This is a genomic window from Sphingorhabdus sp. (genome assembly GCF_029865925.1).
Lineage (GTDB): Bacteria > Pseudomonadota > Alphaproteobacteria > Sphingomonadales > Sphingomonadaceae > Sphingorhabdus_B.
Map to the genome: position 1 here is coordinate 1 of NZ_JARXAI010000006.1, position 17,391 is coordinate 17,391.

General features: G+C 55.7%; 22 protein-coding genes. 12 read left to right on the plus strand and 10 right to left on the minus strand.

What is annotated here, in order from left to right; genetic code table 11:
* Window positions 1-531: 531 nt before the first annotated feature.
* Window positions 532-1,470 carry a 2-oxoglutarate and iron-dependent oxygenase domain-containing protein gene (locus QE270_RS00460; RefSeq protein ID WP_300033808.1) on the minus strand — a complete coding sequence of 313 codons (939 nt, stop codon included), beginning with the start codon at window positions 1,468-1,470 and terminating at the stop codon, window positions 532-534.
* A gap of 47 nt (window positions 1,471-1,517) precedes the next feature.
* Between QE270_RS00460 and QE270_RS00465 the strand changes: the two genes are divergently transcribed.
* The 3 genes from QE270_RS00465 to QE270_RS00475 all read left to right on the plus strand — a co-directional run bounded on the left by QE270_RS00465 (window position 1,518) and on the right by QE270_RS00475 (window position 3,071).
* On the plus strand, window positions 1,518-1,931 hold the full coding sequence (locus QE270_RS00465) for an EVE domain-containing protein (RefSeq protein WP_300033743.1): 414 nt from the start codon (window positions 1,518-1,520) through the stop codon (window positions 1,929-1,931).
* Entirely contained in the window at window positions 1,928-2,788 is an 861-nt protein-coding gene (locus QE270_RS00470; RefSeq protein ID WP_300033745.1) for a hypothetical protein, read from the plus strand. Before QE270_RS00465 ends, QE270_RS00470 begins: the two co-directional genes overlap by 4 nt.
* 100 nt (window positions 2,789-2,888) lie before the next feature.
* On the plus strand, window positions 2,889-3,071 hold the full coding sequence (locus QE270_RS00475; protein ID WP_300033747.1) for a CsbD family protein: 183 nt from the start codon (window positions 2,889-2,891) through the stop codon (window positions 3,069-3,071).
* A gap of 62 nt (window positions 3,072-3,133) precedes the next feature.
* Here QE270_RS00475 and QE270_RS00480 read toward each other — a convergent pair whose 3' ends face one another.
* The 8 genes from QE270_RS00480 to QE270_RS00515 are packed head-to-tail and all read right to left on the minus strand — an operon-like array spanning window position 3,134 to window position 9,402.
* On the minus strand, window positions 3,134-3,820 hold the full coding sequence (locus QE270_RS00480) for a glutathione S-transferase family protein (RefSeq protein WP_300033749.1): 687 nt from the start codon (window positions 3,818-3,820) through the stop codon (window positions 3,134-3,136).
* A 40-nt stretch (window positions 3,821-3,860) separates the two neighbouring features.
* On the minus strand, window positions 3,861-5,093 hold the full coding sequence (locus QE270_RS00485) for a serine hydrolase domain-containing protein (protein ID WP_300033751.1): 1,233 nt from the start codon (window positions 5,091-5,093) through the stop codon (window positions 3,861-3,863).
* An 8-nt stretch (window positions 5,094-5,101) separates the two neighbouring features.
* Complete coding sequence (locus QE270_RS00490; RefSeq protein ID WP_300033753.1) at window positions 5,102-5,740, minus strand: CoA transferase subunit B; 639 nt, start codon at window positions 5,738-5,740, stop codon at window positions 5,102-5,104.
* Window positions 5,737-6,450 (minus strand): CoA transferase subunit A, encoded by a 714-nt coding sequence (locus tag QE270_RS00495; RefSeq protein WP_300033755.1) that lies wholly within the window; start codon window positions 6,448-6,450, stop codon window positions 5,737-5,739. Before QE270_RS00495 ends, QE270_RS00490 begins: the two co-directional genes overlap by 4 nt.
* 40 nt (window positions 6,451-6,490) lie before the next feature.
* Window positions 6,491-7,150, minus strand: a complete 660-nt coding sequence (locus QE270_RS00500; RefSeq protein WP_300033757.1) for an HAD-IA family hydrolase — start codon at window positions 7,148-7,150, stop codon at window positions 6,491-6,493.
* Between the two features lie 8 nt (window positions 7,151-7,158).
* Window positions 7,159-7,854, minus strand: a complete 696-nt coding sequence (locus tag QE270_RS00505) for a VIT family protein (RefSeq protein WP_300033759.1) — start codon at window positions 7,852-7,854, stop codon at window positions 7,159-7,161.
* A 16-nt stretch (window positions 7,855-7,870) separates the two neighbouring features.
* Window positions 7,871-8,791 (minus strand): SMP-30/gluconolactonase/LRE family protein, encoded by a 921-nt coding sequence (locus tag QE270_RS00510; protein ID WP_300033761.1) that lies wholly within the window; start codon window positions 8,789-8,791, stop codon window positions 7,871-7,873.
* 56 nt (window positions 8,792-8,847) lie between these two features.
* Complete coding sequence (locus QE270_RS00515; protein ID WP_300033763.1) at window positions 8,848-9,402, minus strand: GNAT family N-acetyltransferase; 555 nt, start codon at window positions 9,400-9,402, stop codon at window positions 8,848-8,850.
* A 257-nt stretch (window positions 9,403-9,659) separates the two neighbouring features.
* Here QE270_RS00515 and QE270_RS00520 point away from each other — a divergent pair, with 257 nt between their 5' ends.
* Genes QE270_RS00520 through QE270_RS00530 form a run of 3 tightly spaced genes read left to right on the plus strand, consistent with a single transcriptional unit; the run spans window position 9,660 to window position 12,802 of the window.
* The gene (locus QE270_RS00520; RefSeq protein WP_300033765.1) at window positions 9,660-10,982 is read left to right on the plus strand and encodes an amino acid permease; all 1,323 of its coding nucleotides are present in this window, start codon (window positions 9,660-9,662) and stop codon (window positions 10,980-10,982) included.
* A gap of 39 nt (window positions 10,983-11,021) precedes the next feature.
* Entirely contained in the window at window positions 11,022-12,449 is a 1,428-nt protein-coding gene (locus tag QE270_RS00525) for an NAD-dependent succinate-semialdehyde dehydrogenase (protein ID WP_300033767.1), read from the plus strand.
* On the plus strand, window positions 12,449-12,802 hold the full coding sequence (locus tag QE270_RS00530) for a YbaN family protein (protein ID WP_300033810.1): 354 nt from the start codon (window positions 12,449-12,451) through the stop codon (window positions 12,800-12,802). Before QE270_RS00525 ends, QE270_RS00530 begins: the two co-directional genes overlap by 1 nt.
* Here QE270_RS00530 and QE270_RS00535 read toward each other — a convergent pair.
* On the minus strand, window positions 12,799-13,320 hold the full coding sequence (locus tag QE270_RS00535) for a sterol desaturase family protein (RefSeq protein ID WP_300033769.1): 522 nt from the start codon (window positions 13,318-13,320) through the stop codon (window positions 12,799-12,801). The two genes, QE270_RS00530 and QE270_RS00535, sit on opposite strands and share 4 nt — an antisense overlap.
* Before the next feature lie 94 nt (window positions 13,321-13,414).
* Between QE270_RS00535 and leuC the strand changes: the two genes are divergently transcribed.
* The 6 genes from leuC to QE270_RS00565 all read left to right on the plus strand — a co-directional run bounded on the left by leuC (window position 13,415) and on the right by QE270_RS00565 (window position 17,382).
* The gene (gene leuC, locus QE270_RS00540; protein WP_300033771.1) at window positions 13,415-14,845 is read left to right on the plus strand and encodes a 3-isopropylmalate dehydratase large subunit; all 1,431 of its coding nucleotides are present in this window, start codon (window positions 13,415-13,417) and stop codon (window positions 14,843-14,845) included.
* Between the two features lie 109 nt (window positions 14,846-14,954).
* Window positions 14,955-15,158, plus strand: a complete 204-nt coding sequence (locus QE270_RS00545; RefSeq protein WP_300033773.1) for an isopropylmalate isomerase — start codon at window positions 14,955-14,957, stop codon at window positions 15,156-15,158.
* A gap of 4 nt (window positions 15,159-15,162) precedes the next feature.
* The gene (gene leuD / locus QE270_RS00550; protein ID WP_300033776.1) at window positions 15,163-15,756 is read left to right on the plus strand and encodes a 3-isopropylmalate dehydratase small subunit; all 594 of its coding nucleotides are present in this window, start codon (window positions 15,163-15,165) and stop codon (window positions 15,754-15,756) included.
* 9 nt (window positions 15,757-15,765) lie between these two features.
* Window positions 15,766-16,761 (plus strand): NADPH:quinone oxidoreductase family protein, encoded by a 996-nt coding sequence (locus tag QE270_RS00555; protein WP_300033778.1) that lies wholly within the window; start codon window positions 15,766-15,768, stop codon window positions 16,759-16,761.
* Between the two features lie 67 nt (window positions 16,762-16,828).
* Window positions 16,829-17,152 carry a DUF1476 domain-containing protein gene (locus tag QE270_RS00560; protein WP_300033781.1) on the plus strand — a complete coding sequence of 108 codons (324 nt, stop codon included), beginning with the start codon at window positions 16,829-16,831 and terminating at the stop codon, window positions 17,150-17,152.
* The gene (locus tag QE270_RS00565) at window positions 17,152-17,382 is read left to right on the plus strand and encodes a BolA family protein (RefSeq protein ID WP_300033783.1); all 231 of its coding nucleotides are present in this window, start codon (window positions 17,152-17,154) and stop codon (window positions 17,380-17,382) included. Before QE270_RS00560 ends, QE270_RS00565 begins: the two co-directional genes overlap by 1 nt.
* The last annotated feature ends 9 nt before the right edge of the window (window positions 17,383-17,391 follow it).

Sequence of the window (17,391 nt, forward strand, 5' to 3'; positions counted from 1 at the left end):
TGTGCGAACAGCTAATTTTTAACCAAGCACCCGGGGCCTAAAAACCCCCGGACCTGGCGCCGTCGCCCACATGTCCCTTCATCTAAATATCACAATGTCAAAGAGCCGAACCAGTTTTACCCAGTTACCACCGACAAAAAAACGGACACCTATGGTTCCCTGATATTACTACCAGAGGAGTAGGTGACCTAATTGTTAGCGACCAAACCGCGGAAAAGCTTGCTTCCCGTCCAGTGAGAGGGCCTGTAAAGTGACTTCGGGATTCGGTCAACCGCCTTTTGCAATTTTATTACAAAAAAATGCACTTCTGTCGTAAATGCACGGTTTTCTGGGGTTTTTAGTCAATCAGGCGGCTAGGGATTTCGTCGCTTGGTATAATGAACATGCCGGCGGAAGGTTCCACACCCGGCCAATAATGGCTGTTTTCTGCTATTCAGTGCAGGTGAGTCTCGCCCAACCCAACATTTGAGACGGGATTCGCGCTATCACCCAAAAACCCTAAAGTGGGGCGGGCACCTCCAGCCCCCACTTTTATGCCTTTAACAAGCCGATCTCGATCAACCGTTCGCGCAGATAGTCGTCGGCGAGAATTGGGTCGGGGTAAAGATTGGGGTTTTGCACATTCACACACTGCGGCAACGTCGCAATGGGAAAGTCGGACCGCAAATGTAGGAAGAAGGGCATGGAGTAGCGGCTAAACCGCGATCGTTCGCCAGTCGGGTTCACCACACGATGCGTTGTCGATGGCAGCATATTGTTCGTAAGGCGCTGTAACATGTCGCCCACATTGACCGCAAGGCCCCCCTGCGGCGGCGATACGTCCATCCAGCTCCCATCGGGGCGTAATATCTGCAGACCCGCTTCCTCAGCCCCCAGCAGCAGCGTAATGAGGTTTATGTCCTCATGCGCGCCTGCCCGAATGCAGCCCTCCGCATCCCCTGCGATGGGCGGATAATGCAACAAGCGTAAAATGGAGTTCCCATCCTCAATCGCGTGATCAAACCAGCTTGCGGGCAAATCAAGATAGCGGGCAATCGATGATAATATCCGCGCGCCGACCTTATCCATCTCGGCAAACAGCAATTGGAACGTCTCTTTAAATTCGGGAACGTCCGGCCAGATATTAGGCAGCATAGATCCTGCAAGCGGACTATCGGGCGATACATCGCGTCCGACATGCCAGAATTCCTTCAGGTCATGAAAGTCCGCGCCTTTGGCAATCTCGGTCTTGAACGGCGTATATCCCCGCTGCCCGGCAAGTGCGGTGTCAAACCCAGACATTTTTTGCGACTCGGATTGTTCGAACAGCTTCTTCGTTAGCGCCCACGCCTTGGCAACAAGGGCTGGATCAAGACCATGATCTACAATGGTTGCAAAGCCATAGGCCTGAAAGGAGCTCCCAAGCTGTTGGCCAAGGGCATCGGCATCGCCGCTGCCGAGTGAAATCACGGGCATTTGTGTCATAGACAGCACATTACTGCCTGCCTTAAAGGCTTGCCAGCGAAAAGGAGTGACAGGTGGCAAAACAATTTTGGCTGATGAAGTCCGAACCCGACGTTTACAGCTATGACGATCTGGTGGCTGAGGGCGAAGGCACATGGGACGGCGTGCGCAATTACAGCGCCGCCAATAACTTACGCACGATGAAGATCGGCGATGAAGCCTTTTTCTACCACAGCAATATCGGGCTTGAGATTGTTGCCATCATCACGATCAGCCAAGAGCATTTCATTGACCCCACCGATGAAAAGGCGCGCTTTGTTGCGGTTAAGGTCAAGCCTTCGCGCAAATTAAAGCAACCCGTGACGTTGAAGGCGATTAAAGCGAACCCCGATCTTGCAGACATGGTAATGCTTCGGCAGTCGCGGCTGTCGGTCGCGTCAGTTCGCGCAACCGAGTGGAAAGAAATATTGAAGATGGCTGGCGAATGAGCGGTCTTCGTATCGCGATCCTATGCCCCACGCCTGAGAATGAAGAAGATTGGTCGCATATAAGGGCCGATTATGCGCGTTTGTTAGGCGACAGCGCTATTTTCATCGATTGGACCAAGGCGGATGACTTTAGCGCCTTCGACCTTGTCACACCTTTACTGGCCTGGGGCTATCCGCGGGACTGTACACGCTGGTTTGGTCTGCTGGACCGACTGGAGGCCGAAAATGTGCGGGTCTGTAACCCTGTCAGCATATTAAGATGGAACAGCGACAAGGCGTATCTGGCGGAATTGGACGCCGCCGGCATTCCTTCGGTGCCCACAATATGGAGCGCCCTACTCGACAGGGTCGCACTTGAAGACGCGGGGAAAACCTTCAATGTCGAAACATTAGTCGTCAAGCCACCCATATCGGGCGGAGCGGACGGAACTTTCCGATTGAAGCGCGGCGATCCCGTGCCGGATTCAGTTGCTGGCCAGCGGATGATGATCCAACCCTATCTACCCAATATTGCCGAAGAGGGCGAATATTCGCTGTTCTACTTCGGTGGTGTGTTCAGCCATGCAATCATCAAGCGCCCGGCAAAAGGCGACTTTCGCGTGCAGGAGCAATATGGCGGCAGGGAAGGGGCTGCCGCAGCGCCTGATCAAGCTTTGGCGCTGGCACAGCGGGCCTTTGCCGCCACCGCCGCGATTACCAAGACCGGAACATTGGCTTATGCGCGCGTCGATGTCCTGCGGGATAGTGATGGCATATTCCGCCTTATGGAACTGGAACTTATTGAACCGTCCTTATTTCTGCGGTTCGCCCCAGACCAAGGTGCAGATTTTGCCAAAGCGTTGCTTTCCGCCGTCTAACGGCGCCACGCAGCGGAACCAAAGCGCCCCTGCTCTCGTTTCATCCTGGTATCGGCCCGCAGTCCCCGCGAGGCTGAATTACGCAGAAAGGAAGCGTTTTATGGGCGAATTGAAAGATAAGGCAAAAGGCCTCGGCAATGAAATCGCAGGCAATGTCAAACAGGCCGCAGGTGAAGCTTCGGATAACCAGCGGCTCCAAGGCGAAGGTATCGCGCAAGAACGCAAAGGCGAAAGTCAGGGCTTCATGGGCAAGCTGAAGGGCATTATTGGCGACAAAGTGTAAGTCGCTGTCAAAGCCGAAAAAGGGTCGCCCATTTGGGCGGCCTTTTTTATGGCTGCCGTTTGTTACGCCCGACGATAATCGGCAGTCACTTCGCCACATGCGCGCAGCTCTGCCTCATGGCCCACTTCGCGCCAGCTTTCCATCAATGCATCTTTCTCCCACGCGAGCATCGCCGGGAGCCCAAGCATGTGATGCACCCATTCCTGCCCAGCATGCCCGACATCAAGGCCATAGGTGCGTACGCGAAACGCAACGGGCGCGAAAAACGCGTCAACTGCCGTAAACTGCGGCCCCGCCAGAAATGGGCCGCCAAAGCTATCCAGACCTTGCGCCCATAATTCGGTGAGGCGCGCGACATTGTGCTTCAACGCGGCAGATATCGGCTTTGGTTGAACCCTGACACCGACATTCATCGTGCAGTCGTTACGCAACGCTGAAAAGCCGCCATGCATCTCAGTAACAGCGCACTGCGCCCAAGCCCGCGCCGCCGGATCAGTTGGCCACACGCCTTCATGCCGGTCGGCCAGATATAATGTGATGCCGAGCGAATCCCAGACAGTGCGCTGGCCATCCAACAGCGCCGGCACTTGCCCAGTCGGCGAAAAGGCGCGAAACGCTTCATAATTGCTTGAGGCGGCAAATGGCTCAACGCGGTCCTCGAACGGAATGCCAAGCATTGTCATCAGCACCCAAGGCCGCAAACTCCAGCTTGAATAATTGCGGTTTGCGGTGATCAGTGTGTATCGCATATCCCTTGGCCTTTCTAATGCTGCCGCGGGCTCCGGCCAGTCACTGCGTTTTTGTGTCCAGTTCCAACCAGCGGGAATCCGTGCGTTGATTATAACTGTCGAGCACGGCAAACGGAATACGGAACGGTGTGCCCCAATTGCTGTTCCACATCGCGACGATGCCTGTGCGGGTGGCTGGATCAAAGATTAGTGTCGCGCGATAGCCGTCAACGGCGCCTGAGTGACCGATCAACCGGTGCCCATCATAATCGAAACTGCGCCAGCCAAGGCCATATTTGGCTTTTGAATTCGCCTGTCGCAATGCGCCGCCATAGATTGGCGCAGTATTTACGCGCGGCGATTGAGCAATACGCAACACCGATTCAGGCAAAACATCCGGACGCTCGCCCATTGCCGCCTGAAGCCAGCGGGAGAAATCGACGATATTGCTCTCCGCGCCTGCGGCCGCTGGCACGCGCCAATAGCTGTCGTTCAATGGGCGGACCGTTCGGCCATTGTGCGGGCGGGCCCAATCTTTTGCGCCGGTCAACCCGGACATGCCGTAATTGGCGCTTTTCATACCTAGCGGTAAAAAGAGACGTTCGCTGACCGCATTCGGGTAAGATCGCTGTGCCGCCTGCGCCAAAATTTCGCTGGCGGTATCAAAGGCGATGTTTTGGTAGCTATGGCACGACCCTGGCTCGCACTGCAGCGGCGCATTGACCAGCTCGCTCCGCAGCACACGTGGATCGCCTCCGTCCTCAAGCCGCTCGTCAAAGGCGTTTTTGGTGAGCCCAGTTTGCTGCGACAGCAATTGTTCAAAACTTAACCGTGCTTCGGCGCCTTCGGGCAAACGCAGCGAGGTGTTCCATCGCGCGACTGGCCGCTCCAGATCAACCAAGCCTTCGTTGGACAAGGTCGCGGCCAACATACCGGCCACGGTTTTTGACACCGATGCCCACCGAAACACCGTATCCAATGTCACCGGCACATTGGTATTCCGGTCGACCACGCCATAGCCACGGACGAAACGCAGCTCCCCATCCTCGACGATAGCTACGGCAAGGCCAGCCATTTCCGACCGCTGCGCCATAGTGGCAAATTGCTGATCAAGCTTCGCGTAATCGATCCGCCCGTGCCATTCATTGGGCTGGTCGGGCAGGTTGGCGTCGGTCTTTATGAATTTGCGCAATATGGCAACGACCTGACTGTCATCAGGCGCGGAGCGCGTGGCATATAGGCCAGTTAGCCCCAACAATGCGGCCGCGATCAAGGCTGATACAGTCCGCTGCATTTTCGTAATTAGACTGCGACCTCAAAATGCGCTGTTGTTTTTGCCTTAATGTCATCGACCGAAACGCCCGGTGCGACTTCAATCAGCTTGAACGCCGATGTGTCCGACCGCTGAAACACCGCAAGATCGGTGATAATCATATCAACGACATTTTTGCCTGTTAACGGCAAAGTGCAGGCGGGGATGAATTTCGGTGACCCATCCTTGGCATTATGCTCCATCACCACAATGATCTTCTTCACGCCTGCAACCAGGTCCATGGCACCGCCCATGCCCTTGATCATCTTGCCGGGGATCATCCAGTTGGCGATGTCACCATTTTGCGCGACTTCCATCGCGCCCAATACAGTCAGGTCTATATGCCCACCGCGGATCATCGCAAAGCTGGCAGCACTGTCGAAATAGGCCGTCTGCGGCAACTCGCTGATCGTCTGTTTGCCCGCATTGATAAGGTCGGCATCTTCTTCGCCGGCAAAAGGGAAGGGCCCAATACCCAACATGCCGTTTTCCGACTGAAGCGTTACTTCAACGCCTGACGGGATGTGATTTGCCACAAGGGTCGGAATGCCAATGCCAAGGTTTACATAATATCCATCACGCAGTTCCTGTGCGGCACGCGCGGCCATGTCGTCACGGGTCCAGCTCATAGCGAAGCCTCCCTTTCACGCACGGTCCGAAACTCGATTTTTTTATCATACGGCGCGCCGACGATCATACGCTGCACATAAACGCCGGGCAAATGGATGCAGTCCGGGTCAAGGCTGCCCACCGGCACAAGCTCCTCCACCTCGACCACGCAGATTTTGCCGCAGGTCGCCGCCGGCAGATTGAAATTACGCGCTGTTTTGCGAAAGACAAGGTTCCCGCTTTCATCGGCCTTCCATGCCTTGATGATGGAAAGATCGGCGAATATCCCGCGTTCGAGAATATATTCCTCGCCGCCGAAATCCTTCGTTTCCTTGCCCTCGGCAACCAAGGTGCCAACGCCGGTCTTTGTGTAAAAGCCGGGGATGCCCGCACCGCCTGCACGCATACGCTCCGCCAAAGTGCCCTGGGGGCAGAATTCGACTTCAAGCTCACCTGCCAAATACTGCCGCTCAAACTCTTTGTTCTCGCCAACATAGGAGGAGATCATTTTCTTGACCTGCTTGGTGCGAAGCAGCTTGCCAATACCTTCATTGTCGATGCCGGCATTGTTCGACACAAATGTCAGGCCAGTGACCCCGCTGTCGCGCACAGCATCCAACAAACGTTCTGGTAGGCCACAAAGGCCAAAGCCGCCGCTGGCGATAAGAATGTCGTTTTTCAATATGCCATCGAGCGCCGATTTTGCGTTGGGGAAGAGTTTTTTCGCCATGAATTGCTCCAGATGATGGGAGAGACGGAGTGCCGGTGGCCTAGACGCCTAAAGGCGTGAAGGTCAACGCCAATAGCGCGCCCAAATCGTTTAAAGCCTGATCCCCGCTGGTCACTTTGATCGCTGCCATTCCCATGGCCGCAGCTGGTTTGCAATTTATGCCAAGGTCATCAAGATAGATGCATTGCGATGGCTTAACTTCCAAAGCCGCACACATCATCGCATAAATGCGCGGGTCGGGTTTGCGCACGCCGGCCTTACTCGATTCAATGATGTGGTCGAACCTATCCATAACGGCGGAGATTGCGGCGGCTTTCTCGTCACTCACCGCCATGCCAGCACCTTTTCCGGACGGCACATTGTTCGTGATGCATCCAAGTCCAAAACCTTTGGACTTAAGCATATCAAGCGCGGCCACCATGTCGGGTCGGATGTCCCCCGATAGGCAGGCGATAACCGAAGCCCCGTCAAGTTCATGCCCCAAAGCGCGCGCTTCAGCGGCAAACAAAGTGTCGAATTCAGCCGCGCTGCACTCCGCCCGCTCGAACTTCGCCCATGCATTATCGTCGGGGTTGCGGGCATTTACGCTGCGGACGAAATCCTTGGGCAAGCCATTTTTCGCCTCCATACGGTTAAAGGCCTCAAATGGCGAAGACGTGATAACCCCGCCAAAATCGAAGATTACAGTATTGAAGGTCATGTTTTTCCTTAGGCGACCGTTGTGCCGAACAACGCCCCAATAGCAGCCGTTGCCGCCATCGCAATCGCCCCCCAAAAGGTTACGCGCAGCACGGCCCTGCCGATGGGCGCCCCGCCTGCTTTTGCGCCAACTGCGCCAAGGACGGCAAGGAACAAAAGGGCCGTGATCGACACAGTCCAACTGAGATAGGCGGCGGGAGACAGCGGGACCATCGCAAGGGGCAAAGACGCACCAATCGTGAACGCAGCGGCCGAGGCCAATGCGGCTTGCACTGGCCGCGCGGCAGTATGCGCTGCCATGCCAAGCTCGTCACGCAAATGCGTGGCCAGCGCATCATGCGACGTTAACTTGTCGGCCACCTGCTCCGCCAGCGCCCGGTCGAGGCCCCGCAGCTCGTAAATGCCGATAAGCTCTTCACGTTCTTTGTCTGGAATCGTCGCCAGCTCATTCTCTTCGCGCGTACGATCCGCGCTTTCGGAATCCGCCTGCGAGCTGACCGATACATATTCGCCAGCCGCCATCGACATTGCGCCAGCAACCAGCCCCGCAATCCCCGTAAGCAGAATTGTTGCGGGCGCCGATTGCGCGGCTGCGACACCTACAATCAGGCTTGCTGTCGATACTATGCCGTCATTGGCGCCAAGAACAGACGCGCGCAGCCAGCCGATGCGGTTAATGAGATGCGCTTCCTTGTGCCGTCGCATACGCCGATTTCCAGTTCTAATATTGCAGCTTAAGCCCCGGCCGCGCCCATCGGGTTTTCACGAGACGCCCGCTGCCCGACAGGCAAATATAAGCGTCCATCATATCGTCGCCGCCCCACGCAATGTTGGTGGTGAATATATCATCGGTCGCGACAAATTCGACCAACTCCCCATCGGGCGAAATGACGCTAATCCCACACTCGCCGATAGTGGCGACGCAAATATTGCCGCTGGCCTCCACCCCGAGGCTGTCGAAGAATTTATATCCTGCCGGGCGGTATACCGGAATGCCGGGTCCGCCGGGGCCCGCATCGCCAGCCACCTTGCCGGGCGCAGTGATGTTGAACTTCATCAGGCGGCAGGTGTAGGTTTCTGCAGCATATAATGTCTTGCCATCGGGGGACAGGCCAACGCCATTGGGGTTGTTGGATGGGAAGATCACTTCTTCCAAATAGCTGCCATCTGCTTTTGCATAAAAGATGCCCACTACGTCATGGCTGCGTTTGGCGTAATCAATCTTGCCATGGTCGGTGAACCAGAAGCCGCCATGGGCATCGAACACGATATCGTTCGGCCCACGCAGGCTGCAACCATGGTCGCCGGATTTATAAAGCACTTCGACCTCGCCCGTGTCGATATCGATCCGTTCAATCCGTCCGCCCGAATAATCCTGCGCAATGCCGTGCGGCGCAAGAAAGCCGTTGGCTTCCATATACTCAAACCCGCCATTGTTGCAGCAATATAGCTTACCATCCGGGCCAATCGCCAAGCCATTTGGTCCTCCGCCCGGCTTTGCAATGACTGTCTTGCTTCCGTCGGGCCGCACGCGGGTAATTTGTCCTTCGGCAATCTCCACCAGAATGACGCTACCGTCGGGCATAACTACCGGTCCCTCAGGGAAGCGAAGGCCGTCTGCGACCAATTCAAACTCTGCCATATTTTCTCTCTCCTTTGCGTGCGGCAACGGCGCACCTTTTTTAATCAAAATAACCATCAGGCAGGTTCCCGCGCCGGCACTGCCCGATCTGCGTCACCAAGCTCTGCCTGCATGTATACGCTGTCAAGCCAGCGGCCGAACTTTCGACCAACGGACCGCATTCGTCCGGACTGCGTGAAACCCAACTTACTGTGCAGTTTTACCGAAGCGGGCTCTGCCCCGCCGATGACGGCAACCATCTGGCGGAAGCCGCATTGCGTTGCCTGCACCATTAATGCGCGCAACAACTTTACACCCACACCCTGCCCCATAAAATCCGGATCAACATAGATGGAATCTTCGCAGGTAAAGCCATAAGCTGGCCTGTCGCGAAAGGCGGTCACATAGGCATATCCCAATATCCTGTTATCGCGTTCAGCGATCAGAAATGGCCAACCTTTAGATAAAATATCTGCGATTTTCTGTTCTGTTTCCGCAGATGATCGCGGCACAATGTCAAAGCTAGCCGTGCCGTTAAGCACATGATATGCATAAATCTGCGCAATCGCATCGGCATCCGAGCCCTGCGCCATCCGTATCATGACGTCAGCTGTCTGACCCGCGTTATCCATTGGCCATCGCTGACATAATATGTCCCGCTTTGGAAGCATTTTGCTGCGCAATCGCGTATAAGGTAGCACGGCGTTCAAGGGACATGTGACCCTTGTCGAGGATCGATCGTCGCAAGACTATGTCGGCCTTGGCCTGTTTGAGGGTGTAACTCGTTTGCTGCCGGGCGAACTGCGCATGCCAGAGCTGTTGGGGCGTGAAACAAAGATTGGCTTTTGCCCCTGTTCCATGCAAGCTTGCGCGGAACGGGGGATTTTAAGTGCAGGAAGATACAGCCGTAACAGGGCGTCCGATGGGATTCTGGATGGCGCTCGCATTGGTCATGGGCAGCATGATCGGTTCAGGCGTATTCCTGCTGCCTGCAAGCCTTGCGCCTTTGGGATGGAATTCGGTCATCGGATGGTTCATCACTGTATCCGGCGCTTTGTGCGTTGCCTCGGTCTTTGGCGCGCTCAGCAAGGCCCTACCAAAGGCAGGCGGGCCTTACGCCTATACCCGTGCCGCTTTTGGCGATGGCGCGGGTTTTGCGATTGCCTGGGCCTATTGGATTTCAATGTGGGTCGGCAATGCGGCAATCACTACGGCGGCCGTAAGCTATCTTAGTCAGCTGTTTCCGATTTTCGGTACGCACGGCGTTTCAGCGGCCATCACCATAGCCATCGTCTGGGCATTCACGCTAATCAATATCCGCGGAACCAAATTGGCAGGGCAGGTGCAGATTATTTGGACCATTGCAAAGTTGCTCCCCCTCATCGCAGTCATTGGCCTTGCAGCTTATGTGCTGGCAACGCAAGGCACGGGGCTTGTTCGTACTTTTGATACGGCAGATATCTCTACAGCAAGCATTTCGACGGCCACCATATTGACCTTGTGGGCGATGCTTGGCCTTGAACTTGCAACCGTGCCAGCCGACAAAGTGCAAGACCCCGAACGCACCATTAACCGTGCCACCTTGTTTGGGACGGCCGGTGCTGGTGGCATATATATCTTGGTCTGCTCGGCAGTTGTCCTGATGCTACCCGCCGCGATCACCAGCGCGTCAGCCGCGCCATTTGCCGATTTCGTGAATATCTATGCCGGCACCAATGCCGGCACGGCGATCGCCGCGATTGGCGCAATAAGTGCGCTTGGTGCATTAAACGGCTGGATCATGTGCCAAGCCGAACTGCCCGCCGCCCTAGCACGCGATGGCTTATTCCCAGAATTCATGGGTAAAGCCGCCGCAAATGGCACGCCGCGCAATGCCCATGTATTCTCCACCAGTCTATTGACGCTCGTCATCCTGATGAACAGCAGCCGGTCCATGGCATCTATGTTTGAATTTCTAATCGTGCTCACCACCGCCATCGTGCTCGTCATGTATTTCGGCTGCGCGGCGGCGGCATTCCGGCTTATCCAGACGGGGGCATTGAAAGTCCGCGCAGGATTTAAGATCATTCTGTTCCTTGCGGCGTTATATTCCTGCTGGACGATTTATGGCGCAGGCACCGAAGCATTGATCTGGGGCGTTGCGTTATTGCTCATCGGCCTTCCGGTTTTCTGGCTTTTACGCCTTGCAAGGGGTTCCAAACCCTCAACGTGACGCCTACATGCAGAACATATAAATTTTGCAGGAAAACCGATGAGCTATACCACTGACTTGGGTCTTTATATTGACGGTAGTTGGCGCACGGGCGAAGGCCGCGATTGCCATAATGTAATCAACCCCGCGACAGGAGAGACGCTGGCGGCATTACCGCTGGCAACTGCAGTCGACCTTGACGAGGCTCTTGCTGCAACGGCACAGGGATTTGCGCATTGGCGTACTGTGGACGTCAACGCCCGCGCGGCAATCTTGCGCAAGGTTGCTGATCACATTCGCGAACGCGCTGAGGTAATTGCCGTTCTGCTGACTACTGAGCAAGGTAAGCCGCTTGCCGAAGCCCGCACCGAGGTGCTTTCCTGCGCCGCGCAGTTCGACTATTTCGCCGAGGAAGCCAAGCGCAGCTATGGCCGTGTTCTTGTCCGGCCAACGGGACAGCGCGCGTTGGTTTTGAAGCAGCCGGTCGGGCCAGTCGCCGCGTTCTCGCCATGGAACTTCCCCGTAAATCTGATGTGTAAAAAAATGGCGGCTGCGCTTGCGGCGGGATGTTCGATCATTGCAAAACCGCCCGAAGAAACGCCCGCAAGTACCAGCGCGATAATGCAATGCGTCATTGATGGCGGCGTCCCCGGCAATGTCGCGCAGCTCGTCTACGGCGTGCCGGACATGGTCAGCCGCCACCTGATTGCCTCTCCCATCATCCGCAAAGTCAGCTTCACTGGCTCCGTCCCTGTCGGCAAGCATTTGCTTAAGCTTGCTGCAGAGCGCGTAAAACGCACGACGATGGAATTGGGTGGACATGCGCCCGTGCTCATTTTCGATGATTGCGACCTGGAAAAGGCAATCACGTTGTCCGCAACGACCAAGTTCCGGAACGCGGGCCAAGTGTGCATTTCGCCCACCCGCTTTTATGTGCAAGAGAGCGTCTATGACCGCTTCGTCGCCGGCTTTGCCGAGCTTACGAAAAAGGTCCAGGTTGGTAATGGTCTCGATGCAAGCACGGTCATGGGGCCACTGGCCAATGAACGGCGGCCATCGGCAATAGCGGCCTTGGTGGACGATGCGACCTCGAAAGGCGCTAAGCTGCTGACCGGCGGGTCACGCGGGGACCAAGGCTTTTTCTTCGCACCGACGGTATTGTCTGACGTGCCGATGTCGGCAAAAGTTATGGACGACGAGCCTTTTGGTCCCGTGGCTTTGATGCGGCCGTTCAAGACATTTGATGAAGCCGTCGCGCAAGCCAACCGCCTGCCCTTCGGCCTTGCGGCTTATGCTTTCACGGAGAATGCGCGCCAGGCAAACCTTGTTGCCGATGCGCTTGACACAGGCATGGTTGGCCTCAACAGTTTCGTTATCTCGATGCCCGACGCGCCATTTGGCGGGGTGAAGGAATCGGGCTTTGGCAGCGAAGGCGGTCCCGAAGGTCTCGACAGCTATTATGTTACCAAAGCGGTTCACCAATATTGATTAAGCGGCAACTGTATCTGTCCGCGGGACTGCTGGCGGTAGCGCTCGGCACGATAGGCATTTTCCTACCTTTGCTGCCGACCGTCCCGTTTATGATATTGGCCGCATTCTGTTTCGCACGCAGCAGCCCAGCGCTTGAGGCGCGATTGATGGCTCATCCGCGATTCGAGCACCATTTGGTTGCGTGGCGGGAAAAGGGCGTGATTAGCAGGCGGGCAAAATGGTCGGCGACGATGGCTTTTGGCTTAAGCATCGCCATATCATTTGCCGCGATGTCAATGCCTTTGTCCCTCATTCCGATGGGCGTCGCCGTAATCTGTCTCAGCTGGATTTGGCGTAAGCCCGAAATTTAGGCTTCAATGGCGGCATCCCGCACGATGGCAGTCCCTGCCGCGCGCTGCTTCTTGAGATCCGCTTTTAACTTGGCTGGGTCACGTGCCAACACAAATCCGAAGCTCACGCCGCCTTCCCTGCCGATTGTGGCGTGGTGCAGCTTGTGCGCCTGCACCAAACGTTTGGCATAGCCCCGGCGCGGGACATATTTGAAATAGCGTTGATGTACGAGGCCGTCATGGACGACGGTGTAGATGACGCCGTAAAACATGACGCCCAAACCGATCCATGTAGCAGGCGCCCACGCATTGTCGCCCAGCATAAGAGGACTGCCTATCACGAACAGCGATATGCTCATTACTGCACCGACGATGCCGTAAAGATCATTCTTCTCCAGGGCGTTATTGTGCGGTTCGTGATGGTCACGGTGCCATCCCCAACCCCATCCATGCATGATATATTTATGGCTGGACCACGCGACCCATTCCATAATGAAGACCGTTGCAAGCACGATAAGGATGATGCTGATTATGCTCATGGCGCCCCTAATAGACGTAAAGTTTGCATCTTTGAAGTGCAAGCAGCGACGCCTCACTTGATTTCGCTGCAATCGCTTCTATGTCATTTTAATTATGCCAACACCGCAAACACTTTACGAAAAAATCTGGAACGCCCATGTCGTGGAACAACGGGATGACGGGACGTGCCTGATTTTCATCGACCGCCATCTTGTCCACGAAGTCACCAGCCCGCAAGCCTTTGAAGGCCTTCGCGTCGCTGGACGGCGCGTGCGGCGACCCGATCTTACGCTTGCCGTGCCGGATCACAATCTACCCACTACCGCGCGGTTAGACGGCAATGGGCAGCATGTGCCGATAGCCGACCCCGAAAGCGCACAGCAATTGGAAGCGTTAGAACGCAACGCGCCGGAGTTCGGCATTGCCTATATTAACGCCACCGACATCAAGCAGGGCATCGTCCATGTTGTCGGACCAGAACAAGGCTTCTCGCTGCCCGGTACGACGATTGTATGCGGCGACAGCCACACTGCCTGCCACGGCGGCCTTGGGGCTTTGGCCTTTGGAATCGGCACATCCGAAGTCGAGCATGTACTTGCAACCCAAACGCTTCAACTGACACGATCAAAGTCGATGGAAGTCCGCGTCGAAGGTGAACTTGGGCCGGGCGTGTCCGCCAAAGACGTTGTACTCCACATCACGGGCGTGTTGGGCGCATCGGGCGGCACTGGCCATGTTATCGAATATACAGGCGCTGTTATTCGCGCGCTCAGCATTGAGGGTCGGTTGACCATTTCCAACATGGCGATTGAACATGGTGCGCGCGCTGGTCTGGTAGCGCCTGACGACACCACTTTTGCTTATCTCAAGGGCCGTCCGATGGCACCAAAGGGAGCGCAGTGGGACGCAGCGGTGGCTTATTGGCGTTCACTCGCTACCGATACTGCGGCAGTCTATGACAAGGTCGTGACGATAAACGCCGCCGACATTGCGCCAAGCGTTACATGGGGCACAAGCCCTGAAGACGTATTGCCCATTACCGGCATCGTTCCCGACCCATCCACCTTCGCCGATCCGTCGAAGCAAGAAGCCGCCAAGAAATCCCTAGCATATATGGGGCTGACGCCTGGCACTGCTATGACAGATATTGAAGTGCAGAATGTCTTCATTGGCAGTTGCACCAACAGCCGGATTGAAGATCTGCGTGCGGCTGCTGCTATTCTGAAGGGCCGTAAAAAGGCAGCTAATGTCAAATGGGCAATTGTCGTTCCGGGAAGCGGCCTTGTGAAGCATCAGGCCGAGGCCGAGGGGCTACACCGCATATTTATCGACGCGGGCCTTGAATGGCGCGAACCGGGCTGCTCGGCATGCTTGGGTATGAACCCGGACAAGGTACCTGCCGGAGAGCGTTGCGCGTCCACCAGCAACCGCAATTTCGTCGGGCGGCAAGGACCAGGTGCGCGCACGCATTTGGTAAGTCCTGCAATGGCCGCCGCCGCCGCAGTGACGGGAAAGCTTACGGATGTCCGCGAATTGATGAACTAAATTGCAAGGAGGCGTTAACGCATGAGAGAGGCGCCTGCGCAAAAATAAGCTATTTTCTTTACTTGGCACAGACGCCAAAGCTAAGGTTAATCCATCAAGGAACAGCTATATGACCAATAAAAATTCCAATGGCGACACATGGTCAACCACAGCCAAGGTTGGCGCAGCGGTTGGCTCCGCAGCCTTGGTGGCTGCGTTGTTATATGCAGGGCGGCGCAGTCTGACGCAGAAGAAGGGCAAGCTTGAACCCTTGTCCCCTGAACCCGATGCCGCACCCATAACCCAGAACCCGCCAAAAACCGAAACGGACTGATCGTATGAAGCCCATAAGCAGCGTCATTGGCAGAGCCTATCCGCTCGGGCTGAAAAATATCGATACCGACATCATCATTCCTGCAGCTTGGTTGAAAACGATTAGCCGGTCGGGCCTTGGCAAAGGCGCGTTTCAATCCTTGCGCGAAGTGTCTGGCAACGTCTTTGACGATCCTGCTTATGCTGGCGCACCAATTTTGATTGCTGGCGACAATTTCGGATGCGGGTCAAGCCGCGAGCATGCCGCTTGGGCAATGGCTGACCTAGGCATTTCGGCAGTCATCGCACCCAGTTTTTCGGACATATTTTCTGGCAACGCGTTCAAGAATGGATTGCTCGCAATCGTGCTGCCGCAGGATGCTATCGATCGGCTGATGGAAGTTGCGCAGACGGACAGCATTCATATCGATCTGGAAACGCAGACGGTAACAACGCCATTCCAAGATCGGTTCGCATTTGAAATTGACCCGTTCCGCAAGCATTGCCTGATGAATGGGGTCGACGAGATTGGGCTGACGCTGAAAAGCAGCGACGCGATCTCTACATATGAGACAAAAATATCGGCACAGCAGCCTTGGCTGACGCCCAACATAGCCTAGGAGAGAGAAATGCGCGCTTTATTATCGACCGCGAGCGGTGGCCCTGAAACGCTTGTCATGGGCGAATTGCCAGAACCCGTTGCTGGCCCTGGCCAAGTCGTTGTTGCGGTGAAGGCTTGCTCGATCAACTTCCCCGACACCTTAATGATTGTCGACCTTTACCAGTTCAAGCCCGAACGCCCCTTTGCGCCCGGCGGTGAAATCGCTGGCGTGGTCGAAGCTATCGGCGATGGCGTCAGCGGCTTTGCCGTTGGTGATCGCGTGATTGGCCTATGCGGCAATGGCGGGCTCACTGAAAAGGTCGCGGTTGCCGCATTCAACTGCTTCAAAATGCCCGACGCTATGTCGTTTGACGATGGCGCGGCTTTGCTCATGACCTATGGCACGTCCATCCATGCACTCAAGGACCGCGGCCATATGAAAACGGGGGACAATGTCCTTGTTCTCGGCGGTGCTGGCGGCATCGGCATTTCGGCGATTGAGCTTGCGAAGGCTTATGGTGGCCGTGTGGTTGCGGGCGTATCGAGCGAGGCCAAAGCCGCCATCGTACGTGAGGCAGGCGCGGATGAAGTTGTTGTCTATCCGCATCAGCCGTTCGATAAGGATCAATCCAAGGCCGTCGCTGAACTGTTCAAGGCGGCCGCTGGCAGGGACGGTTTCAACATCATCTACGACACTGTCGGCGGCGACTATAGCGAGCCTGCGGTCCGTTCGATTGCATGGGAAGGCAAGTTTCTTGTGGTCGGTTTTCCGGCCGGCATCGCGAAATTGCCGTTAAACCTGACTTTGCTGAAAAGCTGTGACGTTTGCGGTGTATTCTGGGGTGCTTTCGCCGCACGCACACCGCAGAAGAACCACGCGAACATATCCGAATTGTTTGACCTTTACGCTTCAGGCAAAATCAAGCCGCGCATTTCGGAAACATTTGAACTGGCAAATGCTGGCACAGCGATTGCGCGGCTTGGCGAACGAGCAGCAGTTGGGAAACTGGTTGTCCATATTTGATATCAATTGCCTTGTTGATAGCACGCACACGCATTATCTTGGATATTCAGCAGTTAGGAACGGCAACATGACGACTTTCGATAAACGCGAAAACGCCTTTGAAGAGAGGTTTGCACATGATGCGGAGCTTCAGTTCAAAATTACTGCGCGCAGGAATAAACTGGTTGGCCAATGGGCCGCAGAAAAAATGGGCCTGACCCCGGAAGAAACAAACGCTTACGCGACCTCCGTGGTCCAGGCGGATTTTGAAGAATCGGGTGTGGAAGATGTTGTGCGCAAGCTGCTTGGCGATTTGACATCGGCTGGCGTTGATATCGATGACGCAACAATTCGTGCAGCGCTGGAAGATAAGATGGTTGAAGCGCGCCGCCAGTTTATCGAGCCCGCCTAATGGCAATGCAGGCCGAAGAGATAGAGGGCATGATAAAAGCTGCCCTGCCCGACGCGCAGGTTGAGATTACTGACCTTGCAGGTGACGGCAACCATTATGCCGCGCGCGTAGTGAGCGAGAGTTTTCGTGGGCTTCCGCGCCTGAAGCAGCATAAGGCGGTATATGACGCGCTAGGCGGCCGCATGGGCGGCGTTTTGCATGCCTTGCAACTAACAACCGCCATTCCTTAAATTTTTGGA